Origin of the sequence: Streptomyces chartreusis, assembly GCF_008704715.1 — a bacterium.
In the GTDB taxonomy this organism is placed as follows: domain Bacteria; phylum Actinomycetota; class Actinomycetes; order Streptomycetales; family Streptomycetaceae; genus Streptomyces; species Streptomyces chartreusis.
Window position 1 is genome coordinate 6008657 of the sequence record NZ_CP023689.1, and the last position, 26221, is coordinate 6034877.

Here is a 26221-nt window from a genome sequence, read left to right on the forward strand (position 1 = left end):
ACTTGGTTACGGGTCCTACGGCATACGGGGGACCGCGAGTGAACGACAGGGGGCGGGCCCTTTCGGGCCCGCCCCTTCACGCCTGCCGCCGCGCAAGCGTCCTGCCTCTGCCGCTACTTGACCGCGCCCGCCATCACGCCGGACACGAACTGCCGCTGGAACGCGAAGAACACGACCAGCGGGATCACCATGGAGATGAACGCGCCGGGTGCCAGCACGTCGACGTTGCTGCCGAACTGGCGGACCTGGGTCTGCAACGCGACCGTGATCGGCTGGCTGTCGGCGTCCGTGAAGATCAGCGCCACCAGCATGTCGTTCCACACCCACAGGAACTGGAAGATGCCGAGCGCAGCGATCGCCGGACCGCCCAGCGGCATCACGACACGGAAGAACAGGCGCAGTTCGCTGGCGCCGTCGAGGCGCGCCGCCTCCAGTAGCTCCCGTGGGATCTCGGCGAAGAAGTTCCGCAGCAGGAACACCGCGAACGGCAGCCCGAAGCCGACGTGGAAGAGGACCACGCCGATCAGGGAGCCGAAGATGCCGATGTTGCCGAAGAGTTCGGCGATCGGGATCAGCGCCACCTGCACCGGCACCACCAACAGGCCGACCACGCCGAGGAACCACCAGTCGCGGCCCGGGAACTCCATCCATGCGAACGCGTATCCCGCGAGCGCGCCGATCATGACGACGAGGACCGTCGCCGGGACCGTGATCAGCACGGTGTTGAGGATCGAGTCGGTGATGTCGCTGTTGCCCAGCAGTTTGTCGTAGCTCTCGAAGGTGAGTTGGGAGGGCTTGCTGAGGACCTCCCACCAGCCGCTCGCGTTCATCTCCTCCGGCGGCCGCAGCGACGACAGCAGCAGCCCGAGCGTCGGGACCAGCCAGAACAGGCCCACGACGATCAGGAACACCCGCACCAGCCCGCCGCTGACGAATGAGGCCAGCCGGGAGCCGAGGGACTCCTTGGTCATCGCCGCACCTCCCGTCGCAGCCTACGGATGTTGAACCACATCACCGGGATCACGAGCAGCAGCAGGAACACCGAGATCGCGCTCGCGATGCCCGGCTGGTCCTCGGAGAAGCCCTTGCGGTACAGCTCCAGCGCCAGGACGTTCGCGTCGTCCTGGGAGGAGCCCGGGGCGATGATGAAGACCAGGTCGAAGATCTTCAGGACGTTGATCATCAGGGTGACGGTGACGACCGCGAGGACGGGCGCCAGCAGCGGCACCGTGATCTTGCGGAACACCTGCCACTCGTTGGCGCCGTCGACCCGGGCCGCCTCCAGCAGATCGCGCGGGATGCCCGCGAGCCCGGCCGCGATCAGCACCATCGCGAAACCGGCCCACATCCAGATGTACGACCCGATGATGGACGGTGTGACGAGCGACGGGCCGAGCCAGTCCAGTCCGTTGTACGGCTCCTTGAAGTTGTCCGCCGGGAGCTTCAGCTGCGCCCCGTCGGCCGCGGCCGGCAGCGTGAACGTGCCGTCGTCGGCGGCCTTCGTGGAGGCCACGACCTTGCCGTCCTTGACGGCCTCGATCCTCATCCCGGCATAGCCCAGCTCGGCCGCGTCGACCCCGCCGAGCGTGCCGACGCCCTTGCCGCGGGTGAAGTCCTGCCAGGTGGTGCCGGTGACCTTCCCCGGCTCGGCCTTCGCCGCCACGGCCTTGCCCGCGTCGTCCGGCATCACGTCGGGGGCGACGCCGACCAGGGGCAGGGTGACCGGCGTGCCCGCGCTGACCGTTGCCTTGGTGATGAAACCGCCGCCCGGCGCCGCTTCGAGGGGCGACTCACGGCCCGGGTGGGCCTTCGGGAACGCCGACGACTGCGCGAAGGTGTCGTGGACGCCCACCCACACCGCGTTCGCGACGCCCTTGTCCGGGTCCTGGTCGTAGACCAGCCGGAAGATGATGCCGGCGGCCAGCATCGAGATCGCCATCGGCATGAAGACGACCAGCTTGAACGCCGTGCCCCAGCGCACCCGTTCGGTCAGCACCGCGAATATCAGACCGAGCGCGGTGGCGACGGTCGGGGCGAACACCACCCAGACGATGTTGTTCTTCAGGGCGGTGCGGATGCCGTCGTCCGTGAACAGGGCCTGGTAGTTGTCGAATCCGGCGAAGCCGTCGCCGGACTGGTCGTAGAAGCTGCGGATCACCGAGTACCCGATCGGGTACACCACGAGCGCGCCGAGCAGCACCAGGGCGGGCAGCAGGAAGAGCGCCGCCACGGTCCTGCGGGTACCGGTCACGCTCTTGCGTGACTTGGGTGCGGCAGGGGGCGTGGTGCCCCCCGCCGCTTCCGCGGAGGCCATGACGTCAGTTTCCGTACGCCGCGGCCGCGTCGGCCTCCAGCTTCTGCTGGGTGCCCGCGACGTCCGACGGGTTCTTCAGGAAGTCCTGGAGGGCCTTCCACTCGCCCTTGCCGGGCGTGCCGCCGAAGGCCTGCGGGGCCTGGTCGGACATGTCGAAGCGGAAGTCGTCGCCCGAATCGATCAGGGCCTTGGCGATCTTCCGCTGCACCTCGTTCGGGTACGCGGAGTTCTCCACGTTCTTGTTCGGCGAGAGGTAGCCGCCGAGCTTCGCCTGGATCGTCGCCGCGTCCGGGGAGGCCAGCCAGGTCGCCAGGGCCTGCGCGGCCTCGGAGTCCTGGAGGATGACGGCCGCGTCGCCGCCGGAGACGACGGGCGCGGTGTCACCGACGGTCGGGAACGGGAACACCTTCGCGTCCGTGCCCACCCCGGCCTTGGCCTGGACGATGTTGACCTGCGCGAAGTCGCCCTCGTAGACCATGGCGGCCTTCGGCTGGTCGCCACCGGTGAAGACCTGGGTGACGGAGGCCGGGAAGTCCGTCTGGAGCGCGCCGTCGGCGCCGCCCGCCACGTAGTCCTTCTTGCCCCACACCTGGGCGAGCGTGGTGAGCGCGTCCTTCACGGACGCGTCGGTCCACTTGATCTCGTGCTTCGCCAGCTGGTCGTACTTCTCGGGACCGGCCTGGGAGAGATAGACGTTCTCGAACCAGTCGGTGAGGGTCCAGCCGTCCGCGCCGCCCACCGAGAACGGCGTGACACCGGAGTCGTAGACGGTCTGCGCGGTGGTGAGCAGCTCGTCCCACGTCTTGGGATCGGCAGCCCCCGCGTTCTCGAAGACCTTGGCGTTGTACCAGATCAGGGACTTGTTGGCGGCCTTGTAGTAGACGCCGTACTGCTTGTTGTCGACCTTGCCGATCTCCTGCCAGCCCGGTGAGTAGTTCTGCTGCAGCTCCTTCACCGCGTCGGCGCCCAGCGGCTTGGCCCACTTCTTCTCGACGGCCTGCTTTATGGCGCCGGGCTGCGGAAGCATCGCGACGTCCGGCGGCTGGCCGCCCGCGACCTTCGAACCGAGGAAGTTGATGATCGGGTCCTGCGCGGGCACGAAGGTGACCTTGGCGCCGGTGCGCTTCTCGAACTCCGCGAGGACCTTCTTGAAGTTCGCCTGCTCGGCACCGGTCCACACGGCGGCGACCTCGAGGGACTCGCCGTCCAGCTTGGGAAGGGTGACGGTGCTCGCGGACTCCTCGCCGGAGCCGCCCTGTTCGTTGCCGTTGTCCTTGTCGTCCCCACCGCAGGCGGTGAGGGAGAGTGCGAGGGCGCCCGCGAAGACGGCTGCCGCGGTCCTGGCGGCCCTGTGTGTCCGGTTCTTGCTGCTCGTGCTGCGCATCACTGCCCCGTTCTTCGTGCCTCGTCGAACGTTCGAGCGCTGTCCCGTGCGATCTGGTCTACGCCCTGCCATGGGGGTCGGCAAGACCACGTCCGCTGTCAAGTGGGCGATCGTGACCGCCTCGTGACCAGGCACCCTTGTACCCCGCTCCGGGACGTGGAACGGGCCGGAACACGCCGGGCCGCGTCACAGAAGTGACGGCACCTCGGTCGCCGAGACCTCCCGCGCCGCCCGCTCCACCGCACTGGCCAGCAACGCCAGATCCGTAGGGCCGTTCCCCAGCTCCCGCACCTGACGCCGGGCCGGCGGATCACCCATCCGGTGCCACTCCAGCGGCACGACCGTCGGCCGCAGCGTCGCCGTGCGCGGAATGCGTCCGGTGACCCGGCCGCCCTGGAACGGCAGCACCCGTCCGTCCGCCCACGCCAACCGGCCGCGCCCCGGAGCCGGTTCGTCCGGCCCCGCGGCCACCGCGTCCAGCGTCACCCTCAGTGTCGCCCGACGGGCCGTCTCCGACTCCGCCGTACGGCCTCCGGCCGCCGTCGCCGCCACCAGGTGCACCCCGAGCCGCTCGCCCTCGCGGGCCACGGCCTCCAGCGCGCGTATCACCGAGCCGGCGGCCGGCCTGCCCGGTGAGCCCAACGCGGGTGAGACCAGTGCGTCCAGGTCGTCCACGACCACCACGAGCCGGGGCAGCGGCGGCACCGCCTCTGCCTGCCGGCGCCCCGCTCCGGGCCGCAGCCGCATCGTGGAGCTGGGCGGGCTGTCCAGGTCCCCGGTGTGGTCACCGCTGCCGGATACGGCACCGGCCGCCGCCGCGCGCTGCGTGACCATACGGCCCGACAGGGCTCGCCCCGTGTGCCACTCGGCGAAGTCGGACCGCCCGAGCAGCTCGGCCCGCCGCTTCAGCTCGGCGCTCAGCGACTGCGCGAACTCCCGCATCCGGACCGGGTCGTTGGCGGTCAGATGGGTGGTGACATGCGGTATGTCGGTGCACGCCAGCAGCCCGTCGCCGTGACTGCCGCCCGAGCCGACGCTGTCCCGGCCGTCGATCAGGACGACGCCCAGCCGGTCCGGGCGCTCGGCCGCCGCGAGCGACGCGACAACGGCCCGCAGCAGTTCCGTACGCCCGCTGCCGGGCGGGCCCTCGATCAGCAGATGCGGCCCGTCCGCACCGAGGTCCGCGCCGACCGGGCCGCGCGGTCCCGCCCCGAGCACGGCGCACGCGCGCCCGCCGAGGGCCTGGGGGTCGTCGGCCGCGTCGGCCCACCGCGCCATCAGTGACGCGGGCGTGGCCCGCGCCAGCCCCAACTCGTCGAGCAGCCGTGCCGCCTGGGGCAACGGCACGGACACGCGCGCGTGCCGCTCCCCGAAGCCGCCCTCCGTGCGCAACGGCGCCAGCGCCCGCGCGAACCGCTCGGCCCAGGCGAGCGAGACGGCGTCCACCGCGGCTACGGTGCCGTGCCCGACCGGCCCGCGGGCGGCACCGGAGGAGGCGTGCTGCTGGGCGGCACCGGCTCCGGAAGCGGCGTGCTGGGCCCCTGCGGAAGGGGTGCGCTGCTGGGCGTTACCTGTAGGGGCCTGCCGCTGGGCGGTGCCGGATGGGTCCTGCCGTTGGGCGGTGTCGTCCCATGCCCCGCCGTCCTCCACGTGGTCGCGGCCCGCGGCGCCCTGCTCGCCGGTCCCGCCGTGAGCCACGCGCATCAGCCGCAGAGCCGTCGCCACGTCACCGCTGAGCAGCGCGACCGCGCCGCACTCCCGGAACGTCGGCGACACGGTGCACGCCGCCTCGTAGGTCTCCGTCACCGGCGACGCGGGCGACGCCGAGGCCGTCTCCGCGAGGCACACGACGTGTATTCCGGCGCGCGGCCCCTCGTGCGCCAGCCGCGCCACCGCCTCGCGCACGTCGGAGCCCCCGGGATCGCCGTCCACCACGACCACGGTGTACGGCCCCGCGAACCCGCCCGTCACGTCGGCCGCGTCGTCGTCCCGCGCCCACGAGGGCCGCCGGTCCCCGCGCTGACCGGGGATCCGGCCGTCCGGCACGACCGCCGCCACGGCGCCCCCGCCCCGCGTCGCCGGCTCCGCCGTCATGTCCTCCAGCCGCCGCAGCAGCTCCTCCGTACGGGCCGTCGCCTGTTCGCGGTCGTAGGCCAGCAGCAGGCGGCAGTCCTGGCCGTGCCCGGGGCGGACGTGCGGGAGCCAGCCCAGCCACGCCCACTCGGCGGTGCGCTCCTCCAGGGGGCGGGCCCGGTCCACGCTGAGCAGGACGACTTCCAGGGCATCGGGGGAGTGCAGTGCGGCGAGCTGGGCGAGCACCGCGCGGGCCAGCCCGGCGAGCCGCTCGCGCGGACCTGCCAGGCCCAGCGCCCCGACCTCCCGCAGATCGGCGGTCACCGGCACGGCCGGCAGCAGCCCCGAGCCGTCGGGTGCCGTCCGGTCGGCCGTGCCGAGCCGCACCGTGAGCGCCTCCGCGTGACCCGGCGAGCGCTCCCACAGCCGGGGGCCCGGGCCCAGGGCCGTCAGCAGCAGCGACGCCGGGTCCGGCCAGGTCTCCGGCTGCCGGGGACCGTCGGCCGCCGCGGGCCGCCCGGACTCCGCCACCGGTTCGTCGTCGTACGTCCCGTCCGGCTCCGCCCCCTGCTCGGGGCGGCCGCCGGCCAGCCGGCGCGCCCACGCCGAGAGGCCGCCCCGCCTGCGCACGCCCGGCGGCACGTCGGTGCCGCGCAGCGGGGTGCCCTTACGGGTGCCGCCCGCCGTGTTCTCGGGGAGCACCGCCCCGGCGGTCGTGGGAGCCGTGTGGGAGGAAGGGCCGCTGTCGTCGCCGAACGCGCCCGGACCGAAGCCCGCGCCGTGGGTGTCGCCGCCGCGCGGTCCGGGGAGCGTCCTGCCGGCTCCGCCGTGCCGTTCGATCCGCGGGGCGCCGCCCTGGAGCGGGACGATCGGCGGCTCGACGGGATCGTGCTCCTGAGCGGCCGACCGGTCGGCCGAGTGCGCGGCCGGGTCGCCGCCGTCCGCCACGCGTGTGTGGCGCACCGCCGGGTCCGCGGGCACCGGCGGGCGGGCGCCGGAATCGCCGTCGCCGCCAGGGACGCGCACGTGCCCCTCGCCGTCCGGTTCCGTCCGCACCCGCGCGCCAGGACCGCCGGCCGGGGTCAGCCGCAGGGCCGACTCGCCGATCCGCAGCAGGGCACCCGGCGCGAACCGCACCTGGCGGGTGGTCAGCCGGGCGCCGTCCAGCGTGGTGCCGTTCGTCGAGCCGAGGTCGGCGACCGAGACCCGGCCGTCGGTGGCGACCGTGACCGCGCAGTGCAGACGGGAGACGTCCGGGTCGTCCAGCGGGACGTCGGCGTCGGCGGAGCGGCCGATGCGGATCTCGCCGCCGTGCAGCAGATGGACACCGCCCGCGTCCGGGCCCGCCACCACATGGAGCTGGGTCGGGGCGTCGTCGAGCTCGGGGTGGGGTTCGGGGGCCGCCGGGGCGCCCAGGGACAGCACCGCGCCGTCGGTCAGCGGGGGCTCGCCGAGGGTGCTGCGCCGGTCGTCGAGCCGCTCCGCGCCCGCGTACAGCACGACCGGGCCGCCGCCGCGCTCGGTCTCCTTCGCGCCCTCGAACCCGCTCGGCCGGGAGGTGCCCGCACCGCGGGAGGTGCCCGCGTCGCCGGCCACCGACGAGGCGAGCGCCGACGCCACCGCGGCCAGGGCCGTGCCGGCCGGTGCCGTGACCAGTACGTCGCAGCTCGCGGCGCGACCACGCGCCGGAGAAGGCGGTGCCAGTGGGTCTACGACGGTCAGCCGGATCTGCATCGGCGTCAGCGGTCCCTTCTGCGCGGGCGCGGACCAGGGCCCGTCCGATGGATCTCCCCACCCCACACGAGCACTTCGGCCAGTACTCCACGCATCCTCGCACCTGCCACTGACAACGCGCCCCCCGACCGAAGGCAAGTGATCTTGATTGGTCGGCTCTGCCCGTAAAAGTGCCTGACAGTTGACCTGCGGGCGATCGCTTGAGATCGGTCACGTCCGCTTGCGGCAACCACGAGACAGAGCCGAGCGTCTTTCCTTCGAACATGTACGGGAAGTCGTACGTAAGACGCACAGAAAGAGGACAGGCCGGTGCCCCCGGGTACGGCACTACAGTGGGTCGGAACGTAGACAAGCAGCAGGGAGCGCGACGTGCGGCCGGTAGGCAGCAAGTACTTCCTCGAGGAGCCGCTCGGTCGTGGCGCCACGGGGACCGTCTGGCGAGCCCGCCAGCGGGAGACCGCGGGTGCCGAGGCGGCCGTGCCGGGGCAGCCCGGCGAGACGGTCGCGATCAAGGTGCTCAAGGAAGAGCTCGCCAGTGACGCGGACATCGTCATGCGGTTCCTGCGCGAGCGGTCCGTCCTGCTCAGGCTGACCCACCCCAACATCGTCCGGGTCCGCGACCTGGTCGTCGAGGGCGAGCTGCTGGCCCTGGTCATGGACCTCGTCGAGGGCCCCGACCTGCACCGCTACCTGCGCGAGAACGGCCCCTTCACCCCAGTCGCCGCGTCCCTGCTCACGGCCCAGATCGCCGACGCGCTGGCCGCGAGCCACGCCGACGGCGTCGTCCACCGGGACCTGAAGCCCGCCAACGTCCTGCTCCGGCAGGACGGCGGCCAGATGCACCCGCTGCTGACCGACTTCGGCATCGCGCGCCTCGCCGACTCCCCGGGCCTGACCCGCACGCACGAGTTCGTCGGCACGCCCGCGTACGTCGCGCCCGAGTCCGCCGAGGGCCGCCCGCAGACCTCCGCCGTCGACATCTACGGCGCCGGCATCCTCATGTACGAGCTGGTCACCGGACGTCCGCCGTTCGGCGGCGGCTCCGCCCTGGAGGTGCTGCACCAGCACCTGAGCGCCGAGCCGCGCCGCCCCTCCACGGTCCCCGACCCGCTGTGGACCGTCATAGAACGCTGCCTGCGCAAGAACCCCGACGAACGGCCCAGCGCCGAGAACCTCGCCCGCGGCCTGCGCGTCGTCGCCGAGGGCATCGGCGTGCACGCGAACTCCGCGCAGATCGCCGCCGCCGAGGGCGTCGCCGCACTGCTCGCCCCGGACCCGGCGCCTGCCACCGTGCCCGGCTCGGCCGACCCCACGCAGGTGATGCAGCACGGCGCCGGCTCGTTCGACCCGAACGCCGCGACCAACGTCATGCCGCACACCGGCGCCCCCGGCCCGGCGGGCGCCGCCGACCCCACCGCGGTGCTGCCGCACACCGGCGGCCCCGGCGCCGCGGACCCGACGGCCGTCATGCCGCCGATGCCGCAGGGGCAGCCCGGCGGCCCCGGCCCCGAGGACCCGCACCCCTGGCAGAACCAGCTGCGCGCCGCCCGGGACCGCAACGAACAGACGCAGGTCCAGTACCTCGACCCCAACCAGGACCCGCTGCGCCGCCGCCCGCAGCGCCAGGTGGCCCGCCCGCAGCAGCCGCAGCAGCGCCCGCCGCAGCGCGGCCAGCAGGGCGGTTACGGCCACCCGCAGCAGCACCAGCCGCAGCAGTACGCCCCGCAGCGTCAGCCGCAGCAGCAGCCCCAGCGGTACGCGCCGCCGCCCACGCCGGAGCCGCAGCGTCCGCAGCGCGAGCCGCGTCAGCCGCGCCAGCGCGGCGCCAACCCGATGCGGATCCCCGGCCTCGGCTGCCTCAAGGGCTGTCTGTTCACGATCGTCATCCTGTTCGTCGCGGGCTGGCTGATCTGGGAGCTGAGCCCGCTGCAGGAGTGGATCGGCACCGGCAAGAGCTACTGGGACCAGCTCTCCGACTGGTTCAGCACCGTGACCGGCTGGATCGGCGACCTCGGCAGCAGCAGCGGCGGAGGCTCGGGAACCAACTGACCGGCCTCGGCCAGGTTGGCTATTTGTCGACATCTGGCGGGTGATTTCCGCCTCGGCGGTGAAGGTTGGTCTGTCGTCGGCGTAGTTTTGTCGACCGGGGTTCCCGGGAGATTGTCGGCTGGGGGTCCGGGGGTCGTCCCCCGGAATGACGCAGCAGCGACAACACGCGTCGGTAGGAGCAGTCTTGGCACGGAAGATCGGCAGCCGGTACACCGCCAACCAGATCCTGGGGCGGGGCAGCGCCGGCACGGTGTGGCTGGGCGAGGGGCCCGAGGGGCCCGTCGCCATCAAGCTGCTGCGCGAGGATCTCGCGTCCGACCAGGAACTCGTCGGACGCTTCGTCCAGGAGCGCACGGCACTGCTCGGCCTCGAGCACCCGAACGTGGTCTCCGTGCGCGACCTGGTCGTCGACGGCAACGACCTCGCGCTCGTCATGGACCTGGTCCGCGGCACCGACCTGCGCACCCGGCTCGACCGGGACCGCCGGCTCGCGCCGGAGGCCGCGGTGGCGATCGTCGCGGACATCGCGGACGGGCTGGCCGCAGCGCACGCGGCCGGGGTCGTCCACCGCGACGTCAAGCCCGAGAACGTCCTGCTCGACATGCAGGGCCCGCTCGGCCCCGGCGGCTCCCACCCGGCGCTGCTGACCGACTTCGGTGTGGCGAAACTCATCGACTCGCCCCGCCGCACCCGCGCGACGAAGATCATCGGCACCCCGGACTACCTGGCGCCGGAGATCGTCGAGGGCCTGCCGCCCCGCGCCGCCGTCGACATCTACGCCCTCGCCACCGTCCTGTACGAGCTGCTGGCGGGCTTCACGCCGTTCGGCGGCGGTCACCCCGGCGCGGTGCTGCGCCGCCATGTCACGGAGACGGTGGCGCCGCTCCCCGGCATCCCCGACGAGCTGTGGCAGCTGCTCGTGCAGTGCCTGGCGAAGGCCCCCGCATCCCGCCTGCGGGCCTCGGAGCTCGGCACCCGGCTGCGGGAGCTGCTGCCGCTGGTCACCGGGATGCCGCCGCTGGACGTGGACGAGCCCGACGCGGAACCTGCCGAGGACGAGGCTCCGGCCGCCGAGGAGGCCGCCCCGCAGGGCGAGCGGGTCCGGCGGCGGGGCGCGGTACCGCTCGTACCGGGCGCGAAGCCCGCCGACTCCAACCGGGACACGCACACGTCGATGAGGGTCCCGGCACCCGACGAGCTGGCCGGCGGCGCGCGCGGCACGGCCCGGGTGCCCAGGCCCGCGGGCGCCCCGCGTCCGGGCTCGGCCCGCCACCGGGCGGTGGCCCGGCGACGCCGCGTGGCCCTGGGGGCGGCCGCTGTGGTGCTGGCGGCCGCCGCGGGCGTGGGGGCGTGGCTGGCGACGTCGGAGGACGACGCGGGAGCGACCCCCCAGGACACGAACAACACGGCCCCGGCGACGCCATAGCCTCGGGAGGCCGGACGCGATTCAGCCCGTCCGGCGATTGAGGACAAGGCCCCTTCAGGGCCGGTGGGGGTCCAGGGGGCGGAGCCCCCTGGTACGTGTGCCAGGACACCGGTGACCCCGTGCCGACAGCACCCGGACCTCGCCGCTTGGCGGAGCCGTTACGCTGGAGGCGTGGCAGTCGTCGATGTATCCGAAGAGCTCAAGTCCCTCTCCTCGACCATGGAGTCGATCGAGGCCGTTCTGGACCTCGACAAGCTGAGGGCAGACATCGCCGTGCTCGAGGAGCAGGCGGCCGCGCCGTCCCTGTGGGACAACCCGGACGAGGCGCAGAAGATCACCAGCAAGCTGAGCCACCTCCAGGCCGAGGTCAGGAAGGCCGAGGCGCTGCGGGGGCGGATCGACGATCTCGCCGTGCTCTTCGAGATGGCCGAGGAGGAGGACGACCCGGACACCCGTGCCGAGGCCGAGTCCGAGCTCACGGCCGTCCGCAAGGCACTGGACGAGATGGAGGTCCGCACGCTGCTCAGCGGTGAGTACGACGCCCGTGAGGCGCTCGTCAACATCCGCGCCGAGGCGGGCGGCGTCGACGCCGCCGACTTCGCCGAGAAGCTGCAGCGGATGTACCTGCGCTGGGCTGAGCAGAAGGGCTACAAGACCGAGGTCTACGAGACGTCGTACGCGGAAGAGGCCGGCATCAAGTCGACCACCTTCGCCGTGCAGGTGCCGTACGCCTACGGCACCCTCTCGGTCGAGCAGGGCACCCACCGCCTCGTGCGCATCTCGCCCTTCGACAACCAGGGGCGTCGCCAGACCTCCTTCGCGGGCGTCGAGATCCTCCCCGTGGTCGAGCAGACCGACCACATCGAGATCGACGAGTCCGAGCTGCGCGTGGACGTGTACCGGTCCTCCGGTCCCGGCGGTCAGGGCGTCAACACCACCGACTCCGCGGTCCGGTTGACCCACCTCCCCACCGGCATCGTCGTCTCCTGCCAGAACGAGCGGTCGCAGATCCAGAACAAGGCGACCGCCATGAACGTCCTCCAGGCGAAGCTGCTGGAGCGGCAGCGCCAGGAGGAGCGGGCCAAGATGGACGCCCTCAAGGACGGCGGCAGCTCCTGGGGCAACCAGATGCGTTCGTACGTCCTGCACCCGTACCAGATGGTCAAGGACCTGCGCACGGAGTTCGAAGTCGGTAACCCCGAGGCCGTTTTCAACGGTGAGATCGACGGTTTCCTCGAAGCCGGAATTCGCTGGCGCAAGCAGCAGGAGAAGTAAGTTTGTCGACAAGGCAACTGCCGCCGTCACGGCGGTAGTTGCCTTTTCTGTGCCTGCATGTCTGGGTTTTACATCACACTCACAGGTTCCAACCCCTGGCAAAGAGCCCGTAGTTGGACATCGCGCGCGCAACGGCCTTGACGAAGACTTGAAAAATGGGAAGGGTAAAGCGTGGCATGCGTATCTCTGGGGCGCATGTGAACCGGGGGGCTCTTGTTCCGCTACCTCCGTCGATCACGGCCTGCCCCTGAGCGCTGTCTCACTGACGATTCGGCTACTGGGGGTAGCAACCACATGACCAAGAAGACGCGGATCCGTATCGCGCGCCTCGCGGCCGGCGCCGTCATCGCGGCCGGTGCCTCGTTGACCGCTGCGGGTGCCGCTTCTGCCGCGGAGGCGGAGGACTGCCTCCTCGGCATCTGCATCGGCGACGACGAGCCGACCGACCCGCCCACCGAGGAGCCGACGGACATCCCGACGGACATTCCTACGGACATCCCGACCGAGGAGCCCACGGACCCGACGGAGCCCACCGAGGAGCCGACGGAGCCGCAGGAGCCCACCGAGGAGCCGACCACCGAGCCGACCGACCCGGGTAACGGCAACGGTGGCGGGAACGGCAACGGCAACGGGAACGGCAACAACGGCGGGGGCAACAACACCGACCCCGACGGTGGCGCCTCCGCCCAGGAGGAGGGTTCCTCCTCCCTGACCGAGACCGGCACCGACAGCACCGGCGCCAGCACCTCCGCCCAGGGCGGCGGCGACGAGCTCGCCGAGACCGGTGCCGCGCAGACCACGTTCCTGCTGGTCGGCGCCGCCACCATGATCGCCGGTGGCATCGGCTTCCGTGTGCTGCCGCGCCTCGCCGGCGGCCGCGGCGGTGCGGCTGCCTGACGGTAGCCGATCGTCCACGCCGTGTGACTGACGTCGTACGGCCGAGGGGCCCGGAGCGTGCTTCGCTCCGGGCCCCTCGTCATGTCCGCGTTAGGTGTGTGCGGTGCCCTAGGCGGTCTGGTGCGCCAGCAGGGCCACCGCCGCGATCAGTATCGCCAGCAGGGCGATCAGCGTCATCGGGTTCAGGCCCGCCAACGGGTTCTCCTGCTGGAGCCGCTCGCGATTCGCCCGGCAGACGGGGCACCGGCCCTCACTCACGGGCGCGGCACAGTTCGCGCACACCAGCCGGTCGTACGTCATGCGCCACCCTCCTTGCGAGTCCCTCCGGGGGGTTCAACGGGTTCAGCCCCGAGAACGTTCCCCCTTCCACAATGCCAGGTTCCCCTGCAAAGGGCGCGGGCGCCCTCGGAAGGGTGGTTGTCATTGTCTCGCGGCCACGGGCGCCATGTGGCTGGTCGCGCAGTTCCCCGCGCCCCTTTCAGGGCGTCACCTGATCCGGCATAAATAGGCACAACCCTTACGCAACCCCTTCCGGCGACTGCGCCCCCGCCTCCGACTCGCGTATGGTCACGCTCATCTACCCCCGGCGACCCGTGGTGCATCCGTGATCCGATTCGACAACGTCTCCAAGGTCTACCCCAAGCAGACCCGCCCCGCACTCAGGGATGTGTCCCTGGAAGTGGAGAAGGGCGAGTTCGTGTTCCTCGTGGGGTCCTCCGGCTCCGGAAAGTCCACCTTCCTGCGGCTGATCCTCCGCGAGGAGCGGGCCAGCCACGGACAGGTGCACATCCTGGGCAAGGACCTCGCACGCCTCTCCAACTGGAAGGTGCCGCAGATGCGCCGCCAGCTGGGGACGGTGTTCCAGGACTTCCGCCTCCTTCCGAACAAGACGGTCGGCGAGAACGTCGCCTTCGCCCAGGAGGTCATCGGCAAGTCGCGCGGCGAGATCCGCAAGTCCGTGCCGCAGGTGCTCGACCTCGTCGGGCTCGGCGGCAAGGAGGACCGGATGCCCGGTGAGCTGTCGGGTGGTGAGCAGCAGCGGGTGGCCATCGCCCGCGCCTTCGTGAACCGGCCCAAGCTGCTCATCTGCGACGAGCCCACCGGCAACCTCGACCCGCAGACCTCCGTCGGCATCATGAAGCTGCTCGACCGGATCAACCGGACGGGTACGACGGTCGTGATGGCCACGCACGATCAGAACATCGTGGACCAGATGCGCAAGCGCGTCATCGAGCTGGAGAAGGGCCGCCTCGTCCGCGACCAGGCACGCGGCGTCTACGGCTACCAGCACTGACCCGACCCGTCCACGGAAAGGCCTGAAAGAGACGCCATGCGCGCCCAGTTCGTACTGTCCGAGATCGGTGTCGGTCTCCGCCGCAATCTGACGATGACCTTCGCCGTCATCGTCTCCGTCGCCCTGTCGCTCGCCCTGTTCGGCGGGTCGCTCCTGATGAGCGACCAGGTCAACACGATGAAGGGCTACTGGTACGACAAGGTCAACGTCTCGGTCTTCCTCTGCAACAAGAGCGACGCCGAGTCCGACCCCAACTGCGCCAAGGGCGCGGTCACCGAGGACCAGAAGAAGGAGATCCTCGCCGACCTGGGCAAGATGACGGTCGTCCAGAAGGTGACGTACGAGTCCCAGGACCAGGCGTACAAGCACTACAAGGAGCAGTTCGGCGACTCGCCGCTGGCCGCCTCGCTGACGCCGGACCAGATGCAGGAGTCGTACCGGATCAAGCTGCAGGACCCCGAGAAGTACCAGGTCATCGCCACCGCCTTCGACGGGCGCGACGGCGTGCAGTCGGTGCAGGACCAGAAGGGCATCCTGGACAACCTCTTCGGGCTGCTGAACGGCATGAACTGGGCCGCGCGGGCGGTGATGGCGCTGATGCTCGTCGTCGCGCTGATGCTCATCGTCAACACCGTGCGCGTCTCGGCCTTCAGCCGGCGGCGGGAGACCGGCATCATGCGGCTGGTCGGCGCCTCGGGCTTCTACATCCAGGCCCCGTTCATCATGGAGGCCGCGGTCGCCGGGCTCATCGGAGGCACGGTCGCCTGTGGCTTCCTGGTGGTCGCCCGGTACTTCATCATCGACCACGGCCTGGCCCTGTCGGAGAAGCTGAATCTGATCAACTTCATCGGCTGGGACGCGGTATTGACGAAGCTGCCGCTCATCCTCGCGACAAGCCTGCTGATGCCGGCGCTTGCGGCGTTCTTCGCGCTGCGCAAGTACCTGAAGGTGTGACCAACGCCAATGGGGCCGTACGGGCAAGGCGCCGTACGGCCCCATTGCGTTGTCCTAGACTCACCGGCATGTCAGGTCGTGACCTGTTCTGTCAGCCCCGCCGCTTCGGCCGCGGGGCCGCCCTGACATTGGTGTTCGCGAGCGTGCTCGTCGCCGGTGCCGCGACCGGCTCGCTGCCCGGCCCTGACCGGAAATCCCCGGAGGGCGCGTCCCGTTCGGCCGCCTCCGCGGGCCGGCACGAGGAGGTCGCCGAGGCCGCCGCCAAGGCCATGGCCGACGGCAAGTCCCCCATGGAGGCCGCCGAACGCGCGGTCAGCCGCAGCGGGGACCGCTGGGGTGCCGTCTACTCCCAGGGGGAGTACGAGGAGTTCGAGGAGGCCCTCGACGGCGCCTACACCGGCGTCGGGCTGTGGGCCCGCCGCGAGCGCGACGGCCGTATCGAGGTGTCGAAGGTGCGGGCCGGGTCGCCCGCCGCCACCGCCGGGATCCGCACGGGCGACCGGCTGCGCAGCGTCGACGGGGAGAAGGTCGACGGGCGTCCGGTCACCGAGGTCGTCGCCTTACTGAGGGGTGACGCCAGGGACGAGCCCGCCGGCACGCCGGTGAAGGTGGGCATGGAACGCGGCACGCACGCGTGGGACCTCACACTGCGACGCGCCCGGCTGTCCATCGACTCGGTGACCGCCCGGGAAATCGCCGGCGGCATCACCGTCATCCGCATCGCGTCCTTCACCAAGGGCGCCGGCGCCGCGGTCCAGGAGGCCGTGCGACGGGTCCCGGCCGGCTCCGGCATCATCCTCGACCTGCGGGGCAACTCCGGGGGCCTGGTCACCGAGGCCGTCACCGCCGCCTCCGCCTTCCTCGACGGCGGCCTCGTCGCCACCTACGACGTAGACGGCGACCAGCGCGCCCTGCACGCCGAACCCGGCGGCGACACCGGCAGGCCCCTGGTGGCGCTCGTCGACGGCGGCACCATGAGCGCCGCCGAACTGCTCACCGGAGCCCTCCAGGACCGCGGCCGCGCGGTCGTCGTGGGCACCCGCACCTTCGGCAAGGGCTCGGTGCAGATGCCGAGCCGGCTGCCCGACGGCTCCGTGGCCGAGCTGACCGTGGGCCACTACCGCACTCCCTCGGGCCGGACCGTCGACGGGCAGGGCATCACCCCCGACCTGGAGGCCGACCGCGGCGTCCTGGGACGGGCCGAGACGGTCCTCAGCGGGCTCGGAGAGTCGTAAATCGGCTTTCCGCGCACCCCCTCCGTAGTGCGAAAATGGACGGCACTATGAGCAAGGGAATGTACGTACCCAAGGAGTCCCAGCCCAAGCAGGGCGGCGCTGCCGCGAAGGGCAGGGACGGCGAGAAGGGCGGCAAGCGCAAGATCGTCGCCCAGAACAAGAAGGCCCGGCACGACTACGCGATCATCGACACGTACGAGGCGGGCCTGGTGCTGATGGGCACCGAGGTCAAGTCGCTGCGCGAGGGTCGCACGTCGCTGACCGACGGCTTCGTCCAGATCGACGGGGGCGAGGCGTGGCTGCACAACGCCCACATCCCGGAGTACCACCAGGGCAGCTGGACCAACCACTCCGCGCGCCGCAAGCGCAAGCTCCTGCTGCACCGCGAGGAGATCGACAAGCTGGAGGCGAAGTCGCAGGAGACGGGTCACACGATCGTGCCCCTCGCCCTGTACTTCAAGGACGGCCGGGCCAAGGCCGAGATCGCTCTCGCGCGAGGCAAGAAGGAGTGGGACAAGCGCCAGACCCTGCGTGAGAAGCAGGACCGGCGGGAGTCGGACCGTGCCATCGCGGCGGCGAAGCGCAAGCAGCGGGGCCAGTAGGCGGCAGCGGGCGGTCGCCGGGAATACGCTGGCATCGTCGTGCGCTGGTCACGTACGATGGCACTGCACCTCACAGAGGGTGCGCGCCCCTCCGGGTGTCCGGAGGATTGAAAAAACAACATGGGGATGATCGGTTTCGACAGCGGCTGTTGAAGCAGGGGAAGCGTGTCGAGGAAGCGGCAATGATCTCGTAAACCATATGTCGCAAAAAATAATCGCCAACACCAAGCGCGATTCCTTCGCCCTCGCTGCCTAAGTAGCGACTTGCGAAGTGTCAGCCCGGGGCTGTTCCCGACCCGGATCCTGGCATCAGCTAGGGAACTAAACCTTGATCCCGGTCACGGGGTGAAGAGGGAAACCAAACAGTGACTGGGCCCGTCGGCGACTTGTTCGCGTGATCGCCGGGGCCGAGAAAATCACAGCGAACTGCACACGGAGAAGCCCTGATTTTGCACCGTTGGACGCGGGTTCGATTCCCGCCATCTCCACGATCGGGAGGTTTCCGAACCTCCCTAACCCATGTGGGCAAAGGCCCCGCCGCCTCCGGGCAGCGGGGCCTTCGTCATGCCGAGAACGCGCGGGACGGGGGACGATGACGCAGCCGGACGAGCCGTACTACGTCATGTACGACGAGGATTTCGGGCTCAGCGGCCTCGCCGGGAGGTCGGCGGGCGAACGACCGCCGGTGCCGCAGGGCGATGCCGCGGGGGACGAGCAGGTCGGGGTCGACGCCCGGAGCCTGCTGGCGTCCGGGCTGCCGGACGAGACGATTCGGACGCTGTGGCTGGCCGCCGACCGGGGCCGGTTCGATCCGGCCGGCGCGGGCATGACCGTGCGGTCCTGGCTGACCGCGTGGTCGGAGGCGTTTCCGCCGCCACCGCCGAAGCGCCCACGGCACAGGAAGTACATCAGCGCGATCACCCCGGACTTCTTCGCCCGCCCCGTGCTGGTGGAGACGGAGATGCGCGACGCCGTGCTCGCCGAGGTCGGTGCGGTCGAGGCGGACCTGGCGCGAGCGGCGCCGGGTGTGGTCGAGGCGCTCAGGTCGGCCGTCTCCGGGGCCGGTGCGGATCTCGGCTTCCGGTTGCTGCTGCGGACCCTGAAGGCGGGTTCCGTACGGGTCGGCAAGGCGCGCCACGACCGGTATGTCGAGCTGAGCGACTCCTTCGAGTACTGCTACGCGGTCATCGACGACGGCCTGGAGGTCGACTGGCCGCCCATCGACACCGATCGGCGCGACGGCACCTGGAACTTCGGCCTCTCCGAGCTGGCCTCGCGGTTCGCCGGGGAGTGGCACGACCGCACCCGGCTCGAAGTCGTCCGCGGCACGGCCGGGAGCGACGACGTCGGGCAGACACCGGGCACAGCCGCCGCCCTGCTGCTGGAGGACGTGACCCGGCTGCACGCCTCGCCGCTGTCCGACGACACCCTCACCACGCTGTGGCTGGCCGCCTCGGACTGCGGCTTGCGGCCCGACCGCTTCGGGGGCGACGTACGGCAGTGGCTGGAGCGGATCGCCGAGGTCTGCCGGGAGCGGCTGCGGGAGGTCGCGCCGGACCACGACCCCGGACCGGCGCCGGCGCGGACGGCCGGGGCGGACGAGGTGCTCGGTGAACTGCGGGACCTCGCGCCCGAGTTGGCGTCGAGGACCGTACAGCCGCACTGGCAGGGTGTGCCGGGTGCCGACGCGGCGCGGGCGCTGGAGCAGGTCGTCACGCGGGTCGATCCCGATCTCGGCTTCCGGCTGTTCCTGCGGGTTCTGATCGCGCTGTGGATGCCTCTCACCGCGGAGCGGTACGCCCGCTTCGAGGCCCTCGGGGAGCGGTTCGGCCACGGCAAGTACCTCGTCTCCGAGATCGATCAGTTCATCCGGAGTGATCTGTGACACTGCTGTGACCGGAGGTGTGGGTTCCGCCACAGCCCGTGGGAGCGGTCCCTTGGTGAGGTGGGCGGATGCCGAGAGCCTCCCGTACCGCCCCCGTCGTAGTCGGTCTTCTGCTGCTTTCCGCCTGCGGTACACAGAGCGCGTCCCAGGACGACGCCGCGGCAGGTGACGACGGGCGGGTCAGGGCCGAGGCGCTGTGCCCCTCGCTGTACACGCAGTACGGCGGCGGCCCGACCGCCGAGCCGTCCGTCGGCCCTTCCGGCACCCCGACGCCGCTGCCCCTGCCGTCCACGGACGGTTCGGCCGACGGCGGTGTCCGGGTCACCGCCCTGTACGGCTGGGGGAAGGAGAGCGGCTGCACGGGAGTCGACTACAGCGCGGAGTTCGAGGTCCCCAACCGAGGGACGGAGGCGCTCACCTACACGGTGACCGTCGGGTTCCTCTCGGCGGCGGGCGGCGCCGTCGACAACGTCGAACGGATCGTCGAGGCGGTCGGGCCGGGGCGGACCGTCAAGGGGACCGTCGCCATGGCGGACACGACCGGGCACGCACCCGAGGTGACGGGCGCGAAGGTGATCGAGGTCCGCGGCGTTCCCGTCGCCGAGGCGTCGTCCGCCTCGGGACCCTGCCCCGCCTCCGGGGTGCGCCTGTACGCCGACCAGGGGGACGCGGCCATGGGGCTGCGGGTCGTCGGACTGCACCTCGTCAACTGCGGCACCCGGCCCTACCGGGTCGACGGCCACCCGGAACTGGAACTCCTCGATGAGGACCGCGACACCGTCGACGGCGTACGGATCCTCGACGGCACCGACGAGATCAGCACCGGCCTGGGCGGCGACGGAGGCCCGCAACCCGTCGTCCTGCGTCCGGGCGAGGCGGCCGCGGCCACGCTGGCTTGGCGCAACACCACCCAGGCCGGCGACCCGGTGAACGCGCCGTACGCCCGGGTGTGGGCGAAGCCCGGCGCGGACCCGGTGACGGTCGTCCCGGAATTCGACCTCGGGACGACGGGCAAGCTCGGCGTCGGACCCTGGGAGCGCGACGAGACCTACCGGGACCCCGCCGCCGGCACCCCGCGCCCGTGACCGGGTTCCTCGTCCTCCTCGGGTTCTCGGCCTTGCTGTATCTGCTCGCCCTGCCGCGTGTTCCGCCCGGCATCAAGGTGGTCGTCCTGACCGCGCCCCCGGTGGTGGCGCTGATGTGGCTCGTGAACGCGGTGTTCGACCGGCGGGCCGTCGCGGCCGGAATCGGCGCGGTGTACCTGGTCGTCCTCGTCGCGCTGAACGGACTCGTCGGCCACCCCCGCCTGCCGGCCTGGACGAAGCTGACCGTCTTCGCCACGGTCCCCGTGACGGCGCTGGCGTGGCTGCTGGTCGTCACCGCGGACGACACCCTCAAGGACCCCGGCGAGGACCCGTGCACCATGCGCTACGGCGGGGTCGGAGTGTCGGAGGTGTTCCCTCCCCGGGCGTACTGCCGCTACGAGGGCGGCGGCACCCATGACCTCGCGACGGGCGCCCAGTTCGTGTTCTGGGTCTGCTTCGTCGTCAGTCTGGTGCTGCTCACCGCGGGACTGTGGCAGGTCGCGCGGGATCCGAAGACGCTCCTGCGGCAGTTCCGCAGACCGAGCACCGGCTGAACACCCATGCCGGGCGCGCCCGTTGTGGTGCCCCACTCCATATCGGCGGGTGGTTCACGCTTCTACCGTCCCTCGGCATGACACCGACCAGAGCCGCAAGCCGTCATGTCACTGTCCTGGCGACCCTGCTCGTCGCCCTGATCGCCGCCTTCCTCACCCCGGGCCGCGCCTCGGCCGCATCCCTCCAGGAGGTGACCGGGTTCGGGACCAACCCCGGTGCCCTGCGCATGTTCCGGTACGTCCCCGACGGGCTGCCCGCCGGCCGGCCCGTGGTCGTCGCGCTGCACGGCTGCACGCAGAACGCCTCCGGCTACGGCACCGGCAGCGGATGGCTCCAGCTCGCCGACCGCTGGGGCTTCTCCGTCGTCCTGCCGCAGCAGCAGACCGCCAACAACGCCTCGTCCTGCTTCAACTGGTTCCAGACCGGCGACATCGCGCGCGGCCAGGGCGAGGCCGCGTCCGTCGCCCAGATGGTCGACCGGCAGCTCGCCGACACCTCCGGCGACGCCTCCCGCGTGTATGTCACCGGGCTGTCCGCCGGGGGCGCGATGACCTCCGTGATGATGGCGGCGTACCCGGAGAAGTTCGCCTCCGGCGGGATCGCGGCCGGGCTGCCGTACGGGTGCGCGCAGGCCGCCGGGTCGCCGTACGTGTGCATGTACGTCGGCGCGACGCAGACCGCGAAGCAGTGGGGCGACCGGGTGCGTGCCGCCCGGCCCGGCTTCGGCGGTCCCTGGCCCACGCTGGTCGCCTTCCAGGGCACGGCCGACTACACCGTGAAGCCCGTCAACATGACCGACCTGATGCGGCAGTGGACCGATGTGCACGGTGCCGACCAGAGCGCCGACGTCAGCGACACGGTCGCCGGGTATCCGCACCAGGTCTTCCGGGACGCGGCCGGGCGGGCGGTCGTGGAGACGTACAGCATCACCGGGATGGGGCACGGCCAGCCCGTCGATCCGGGCAGCGGGAGCGAGCAGTGCGGAACCGCCGGGGCGTACGTCCTCGACGTGAATCTGTGCGGCGCGTACCGGATGGGGCGGGCCTGGGGGCTGGGCTGAGCCGAGGTGCTCTGTCGCCGCGGGCGGTTCTCCGGGATGCTGCTGAGGCATGAGCAGACCCGTGAGCGATTCCGGGAGCCGCCCGAACTCCCGTAGCAGACTGTGGACCTGGCCTCTCGCCGTGGCGCTGGCCGCCGCCGTGCTGGGGCCCGGCGCGCAGGCCGGTGCGGACTCCGACCGGACCGGCCTGCCCGAGGCCGTCGAGAAGATCCTCGGTGATCCGCGGATGGAGGGCGGCGTGGCGGGTGTCGTGATCGCCGACGCCGCGAGCGGTGAACTCCTCTACCAGCACCTGCCCGCCACCCGGCTGATGCCCGCCTCCAACACCAAGCTCGCCACGTCGGCCGCCGCGATGGAGATCCTCGGGCCCGGCCACCGGTTCGGCACGGACGTCCTGGCCACCGGGCGGCAGTCCGGCTCCCGGCTCAAGGGCGATCTGTATCTGCGAGGCACCGGGGACCCCACCCTGCTCGCCGGTGACTACGACGCGCTCGCCGAGCGGATCGCGGCGGCCGGGATCACCCGCGTCGACGGCCGCCTCGTCGCCGACGACACCCGGTTCGACGACCGCCGGCTGGGCCGTTCCTGGGCCGCCGACGACGAGTCGTCCTACTACTCCGCCCAGATCAGCGCCCTGGGCGTGGCGCCGGACACCGACTACGACACCGGCACCGTGATCGTGACGGTCCGGCCGGGTGCGGCTGCCGGGGACGAACCCGTCGTCACCGTCACCCCCGACACCGACTACGTCGACATCGAGGTGGACGCCGACACCGTCGCCGCCGGCGGCGCGAACGACCTCACCGTCGAACGGGAGCACGGCACGAACACCGTCGTCGTCAGCGGTACGACGCCCGTCGGCGGCGCGGGCGCCAAGGAGTGGGTGACCGTGTGGGAGCCCACCGGATACGCCGCCGCCGTCTTCCGGGACGCGCTCGCGAAGCACGGCGTCAAGGTCGCCGGACCCACCCGGACCGGGCTCGTGACCCCCGTGACCGCACGGCGGCTGGCGTCCCACGACTCCATGCCGCTGAAGGACCTGCTCGTCCCGTTCATGAAGCTCTCCAACAACATGCACGCCGAGATCCTCACCAAGGCCATGGGCCACAAGGTCTCGGGGGAGGGGAGCTGGGACGCCGGGCTCGCGGCGATCGGCGGCTACCTCAAGGGCGTCGGCCTCGACACCGGCAAGCTGCGGCAGGTCGACGGCTCCGGGCTCTCACGGATGGACAACTTCACGGCCGGACAGCTCGTCCAGCTCCTCCTCGCCGTGCGCTCCGAGCCCTGGTACGCCGACTGGCACCGCTCCCTGCCCGTCGCCTGTGCCCCCGACCGCTTCGTCGGAGGCACCCTGCGCTCGCGGATGTGCGGCACCCCCGCCGCCCTCAACGCCCGCGCGAAGACGGGGTCGTTGACAGGTGCCTCGGCCCTGTCCGGCTACGTCACGGACGCCGGCGGACGCGAACTCGTCTACGGCATCGTCCTCAACAACTACCTGGCCTCGTCCGTGAAACCCCTGGAGGACGCGATCGTGGTGACACTGGCCAGGTCGACGGCGGAGACGGCCGGTCCGGCGGCGGTGCGCGGGAGCGGGACGGACACCGGCATCGAGTGCAGCTGGCGCAAGCCGGCCCTCTGCTGATCACCCGCCATGCGAAGGTATGTGCGACCCAAGGGCGAGTCGACGGGACCGCCCGGGAATGGGGGAACCATGACGATGACGACGACGGTTGCCCAGGCGCCGATCGTGGCGGGGAGTCCCTTGCTGGGGTCGATGGGCGATCTGCTCAACGACCCGCTCAACGCCTACCTTCGGGCCCGCCGCGACCACGGTGACGTGGTGCGGTTCCGGGCCGGGCCGCCGGGGCTGCGCGCCGATCTCTACGCGGTCTTCTCGCCCGAGGGTGCCCAGCAGGTGCTGGCGACCCAGGCGGCCAACTTCCGCAAGGACAACGTCTTCTACGAGGAACTGCGCCGCTCGGTCGGCAACGGCCTGCTCACCAGCCAGGACGACGTCTACCTCCGTCAACGGCGGCTGGTGCAGCCGCTGTTCACCCGGCGCCGGGTGAGCGGCTACGGGCAGCAGGTCGCCGAGGAGGCCGCCGCGCTGGCCGACGTCTGGCGCGCGGCACCCGGCGGGAACGTCGAACTGGTCGGCGAGATGCACCGCTTCGCGCTCCACGTCGTGGGCCGGATCCTGTTCGGCACGGATGTGAAGCAGGCCTTCGAGACCATCGAGCGCACCCTGCCGCAGCTCCAGGAGTACTCGCTGAAGCGCGGCTTCTCCCCGTTCAAGGCGCCCCGCAGCTGGCCCACCCCCGCCAACCGCCGTGCCGTACGCCTCCAGTCGGAGCTGTTCGGGCTGTGCGACGGGATCATCGCCAGCCGCCGGGACCGCGAGGACGGGGACGACCTGGTCACGCTCCTCGTGCACGCCGAGAACGCCGAGGACGGCAGCCTCGACGCCGACGAACTGCGCGAACAGGTGCTGATCTTCCTCCTCGCCGGCCACGAGACCACCGCCACCGCACTCGCCTTCGCCCTGCACCTCCTCGCCCGGCACCCGGAGGAACAGGGGCGGGTGCGCGAGGAGGTGGACCGGGTGCTCGGCGGCCCCGGCGGACGGCCGCCCACGGCCGCGGACATGGAGGAGCTGCCGTATCTGACCATGGTGCTGAAGGAGGCCATGCGGCTGTATCCGTCGGCGCCCGTGGTCGGCCGCCGCTCGGTCGCCGACGCGGAGATCGACGGCGTACGGATACCCGCCGGTGCCGACATCCTGGTCAGCCCCTGGGTCACCCACCGCCACCCCGACCACTGGCCGGACCCCGAGCGCTTCGACCCGGCCCGCTTCACACCCGAGGCCGAGGCGGGGCGCCCGCGCTATGCCTGGTTCCCCTTCGGCGGCGGCCCGCGAGCCTGCATCGGTCAGCACCTGTCGATGCTGGAGTCGGTGCTGGGACTGGCGGTGCTGCTGCGGGAGTTCGAGCTCACGGACGCGCAGGAGGGCGAGGTGCCGCTGGGAGCCGGGATCACGCTGATGGCCAAGGGCCCGGCACGGGTGCGGGTCAGGGCGCGGTCCTGACGCCGGGCCCCGCCAGGGTCACGAGCAGCGCGACCGCCGCCGCCGTGACCGGTACGCCGTAGCCGGCCGTCGGTGTGAGGTGCTCCACCACCCATCCGCCGGCCGCGCTGCCGCAGGCGATGCCGCCGAGCAGGGCGGTCACCGCGAGGGTCATGCCCTCGTTGAGACGGCCGTCCGGGGTGCGGCGCTGCACCAGGGTCATGTTGGTGATCATGGTCGGCGCCGTGGCCATCCCGGCGATCAGCAGCGCGGCGGACAGCAGGAGCAGCGAGCCGGTGAGGGACGCGGCGAGCAGCGGGAGGATCAGCAGCGCGGTCATCGCGGCCACGCACCACGGGTAACGGTCCTCGGCGGGACCGGCGAACCGGACCCTGCCGTACAGCAGACCCGCCGCGCAGGACCCGCCCGCCTGGAGCGCGAGCACGACACCTGCCGCCGTGCGGTGACCCTGCGCCTCCGCGAAGGCGATCGTGACGACCTCCATCGACCCGAACACCGCGCCCAGGGCGAGACAGACGGCGAGGAGCGGGGGCATGCCGGGGGAGCGCAGGGGCGACGGTGACGGCGCGGGTGCCCCGGCTGCCGTACGGCCCGACGGCGGTGGCTCGGTCGAGCGCTGGGCCGCGAAGGCCAGGACGCCCGTCACCAGGAGCACCACCCCGACCAGCGTCCCCGCCTCCGGGAAGAACGCCCCGCACAGGAAGGCGGCGAGCACCGGGCCCAGCATGAAGCACAGCTCGTCGGCGGACTGCTCGAAGGAGTTCGCGGTGTGCAGGGCGTCGGGGTCGCCGTCCAGGAGGTGGGCCCAGCGGGCCCGGGACATGCCGCCGGTGTTGGGGGTGGTCGCGGTGGCGGCGTACGCGGCGAAGAGGGTCCAGGCCGGAGCGCCGTAGCGTACGCACAGCAGGAGCGCGAGGCTCCCCAGCGCCGCGACGAGCGTGGCGGGGACGGCCACCCGGGCCTGGCCGTACCGGTCGACGAGCCGCGCGGTCCAGGGCGCGACCAGCGCGGTCGCCGCGAGCCCGGTCGCGGTCACGGCACCGGCGAGGGCGTACGACCCCCTCGTCCCGGCGATCATCACGACCGCGCTCACGCTGAACATGCCCATGGGGAGCCGGGCGAGAAGGTTGGCGAGGGTGAAGGCGCGGGTGCCGGGCCGGGCGAAGAGACGGCCGTACGGCCCGGGCGGGCGGCCCTTCGTGCGGGGACCGAAGTCGACGGCGACGAGGGTGTCGGCGGTGACGGTGAACAGGCGGGTTCCTCTGGCGGGCTGTTGCGGCATGGCTCCACCGTCGCCGGAAGCCGATCAAGGGG

The 26221-nt window shown here is 71.8% G+C and carries 20 protein-coding genes and 1 other RNA gene; 15 read left to right on the forward strand and 6 right to left on the reverse strand.

Annotation, left to right across the window (positions count from 1 at the left end):
- Nucleotides 1-113: 113 nt before the first annotated feature.
- From CP983_RS26365 to CP983_RS26380, 4 genes are all read right to left on the reverse strand, one after another.
- A complete protein-coding gene (locus CP983_RS26365; protein ID WP_150502219.1) occupies nucleotides 114-971 on the reverse strand; it encodes a carbohydrate ABC transporter permease in 858 nt (285 codons plus the stop codon).
- Nucleotides 968-2314 carry a carbohydrate ABC transporter permease gene (locus tag CP983_RS26370; protein ID WP_373309891.1) on the reverse strand — a complete coding sequence of 449 codons (1347 nt, stop codon included), beginning with the start codon at nucleotides 2312-2314 and terminating at the stop codon, nucleotides 968-970. Before CP983_RS26370 ends, CP983_RS26365 begins: the two co-directional genes overlap by 4 nt.
- Before the next feature lie 4 nt (nucleotides 2315-2318).
- Nucleotides 2319-3698, reverse strand: a complete 1380-nt coding sequence (locus CP983_RS26375; protein ID WP_107905711.1) for an ABC transporter substrate-binding protein — start codon at nucleotides 3696-3698, stop codon at nucleotides 2319-2321.
- A 186-nt stretch (nucleotides 3699-3884) separates the two neighbouring features.
- Entirely contained in the window at nucleotides 3885-7505 is a 3621-nt protein-coding gene (locus tag CP983_RS26380; RefSeq protein ID WP_150502221.1) for an FHA domain-containing protein, read from the reverse strand.
- A 369-nt stretch (nucleotides 7506-7874) separates the two neighbouring features.
- Between CP983_RS26380 and CP983_RS26385 the strand changes: the two genes are divergently transcribed.
- From CP983_RS26385 to CP983_RS26400, 4 genes are all read left to right on the forward strand, one after another.
- Nucleotides 7875-9554, forward strand: coding sequence for a serine/threonine-protein kinase (locus CP983_RS26385; RefSeq protein ID WP_150502223.1), 1680 nt, complete (start codon nucleotides 7875-7877; stop codon nucleotides 9552-9554).
- A 184-nt stretch (nucleotides 9555-9738) separates the two neighbouring features.
- Complete coding sequence (locus CP983_RS26390) at nucleotides 9739-10980, forward strand: serine/threonine-protein kinase (protein ID WP_125526432.1); 1242 nt, start codon at nucleotides 9739-9741, stop codon at nucleotides 10978-10980.
- 171 nt (nucleotides 10981-11151) lie between these two features.
- The gene (gene prfB, locus CP983_RS26395; RefSeq protein ID WP_030952750.1) at nucleotides 11152-12255 is read left to right on the forward strand and encodes a peptide chain release factor 2; all 1104 of its coding nucleotides are present in this window, start codon (nucleotides 11152-11154) and stop codon (nucleotides 12253-12255) included.
- Between the two features lie 294 nt (nucleotides 12256-12549).
- Complete coding sequence (locus CP983_RS26400) at nucleotides 12550-13152, forward strand: LPXTG cell wall anchor domain-containing protein (RefSeq protein ID WP_150502225.1); 603 nt, start codon at nucleotides 12550-12552, stop codon at nucleotides 13150-13152.
- A gap of 108 nt (nucleotides 13153-13260) precedes the next feature.
- Here the strand turns inward: CP983_RS26400 and CP983_RS26405 are convergent, their stop codons facing one another.
- Complete coding sequence (locus CP983_RS26405) at nucleotides 13261-13452, reverse strand: hypothetical protein (protein ID WP_030952754.1); 192 nt, start codon at nucleotides 13450-13452, stop codon at nucleotides 13261-13263.
- Nucleotides 13453-13756: 304 nt separating this feature from the next.
- Between CP983_RS26405 and ftsE the strand changes: the two genes are divergently transcribed.
- The 11 genes from ftsE (at nucleotide 13757) to CP983_RS26460 (ending at nucleotide 24907) form a co-directional block, all read left to right on the forward strand.
- A complete protein-coding gene (gene ftsE, locus CP983_RS26410) occupies nucleotides 13757-14446 on the forward strand; it encodes a cell division ATP-binding protein FtsE (protein ID WP_030952755.1) in 690 nt (229 codons plus the stop codon).
- 36 nt (nucleotides 14447-14482) lie between these two features.
- Nucleotides 14483-15400, forward strand: a complete 918-nt coding sequence (gene ftsX / locus CP983_RS26415) for a permease-like cell division protein FtsX (RefSeq protein ID WP_150502227.1) — start codon at nucleotides 14483-14485, stop codon at nucleotides 15398-15400.
- Nucleotides 15401-15468: 68 nt separating this feature from the next.
- Nucleotides 15469-16635, forward strand: coding sequence for a S41 family peptidase (locus tag CP983_RS26420; protein ID WP_189749061.1), 1167 nt, complete (start codon nucleotides 15469-15471; stop codon nucleotides 16633-16635).
- Nucleotides 16636-16694: 59 nt separating this feature from the next.
- Nucleotides 16695-17237 (forward strand): SsrA-binding protein SmpB, encoded by a 543-nt coding sequence (gene smpB / locus CP983_RS26425; RefSeq protein WP_107905705.1) that lies wholly within the window; start codon nucleotides 16695-16697, stop codon nucleotides 17235-17237.
- A 122-nt stretch (nucleotides 17238-17359) separates the two neighbouring features.
- Nucleotides 17360-17728: a transfer-messenger RNA gene (gene ssrA / locus CP983_RS26430) on the forward strand.
- A 101-nt stretch (nucleotides 17729-17829) separates the two neighbouring features.
- Entirely contained in the window at nucleotides 17830-19122 is a 1293-nt protein-coding gene (locus CP983_RS26435; protein WP_150502229.1) for a hypothetical protein, read from the forward strand.
- Nucleotides 19123-19190: 68 nt separating this feature from the next.
- The gene (locus tag CP983_RS26440) at nucleotides 19191-20207 is read left to right on the forward strand and encodes a DUF4232 domain-containing protein (RefSeq protein WP_150502231.1); all 1017 of its coding nucleotides are present in this window, start codon (nucleotides 19191-19193) and stop codon (nucleotides 20205-20207) included.
- Nucleotides 20204-20761 (forward strand): hypothetical protein, encoded by a 558-nt coding sequence (locus CP983_RS26445; protein WP_150502233.1) that lies wholly within the window; start codon nucleotides 20204-20206, stop codon nucleotides 20759-20761. The genes CP983_RS26440 and CP983_RS26445 overlap by 4 nt, the downstream gene beginning before the upstream one ends.
- Nucleotides 20762-20838: 77 nt before the next feature.
- Nucleotides 20839-21822, forward strand: coding sequence for an extracellular catalytic domain type 1 short-chain-length polyhydroxyalkanoate depolymerase (locus CP983_RS26450; RefSeq protein WP_150502235.1), 984 nt, complete (start codon nucleotides 20839-20841; stop codon nucleotides 21820-21822).
- A gap of 49 nt (nucleotides 21823-21871) precedes the next feature.
- A complete protein-coding gene (dacB, locus tag CP983_RS26455) occupies nucleotides 21872-23464 on the forward strand; it encodes a D-alanyl-D-alanine carboxypeptidase/D-alanyl-D-alanine endopeptidase (protein WP_150502237.1) in 1593 nt (530 codons plus the stop codon).
- 69 nt (nucleotides 23465-23533) lie between these two features.
- Complete coding sequence (locus tag CP983_RS26460; protein WP_150502238.1) at nucleotides 23534-24907, forward strand: cytochrome P450; 1374 nt, start codon at nucleotides 23534-23536, stop codon at nucleotides 24905-24907.
- On the opposite strand, the gene CP983_RS26465 is transcribed toward CP983_RS26460, so the two are convergent.
- Nucleotides 24891-26189, reverse strand: coding sequence for an MFS transporter (locus CP983_RS26465; RefSeq protein WP_150502240.1), 1299 nt, complete (start codon nucleotides 26187-26189; stop codon nucleotides 24891-24893). The genes CP983_RS26460 and CP983_RS26465 overlap by 17 nt on opposite strands.
- Nucleotides 26190-26221: the final 32 nt, after the last annotated feature.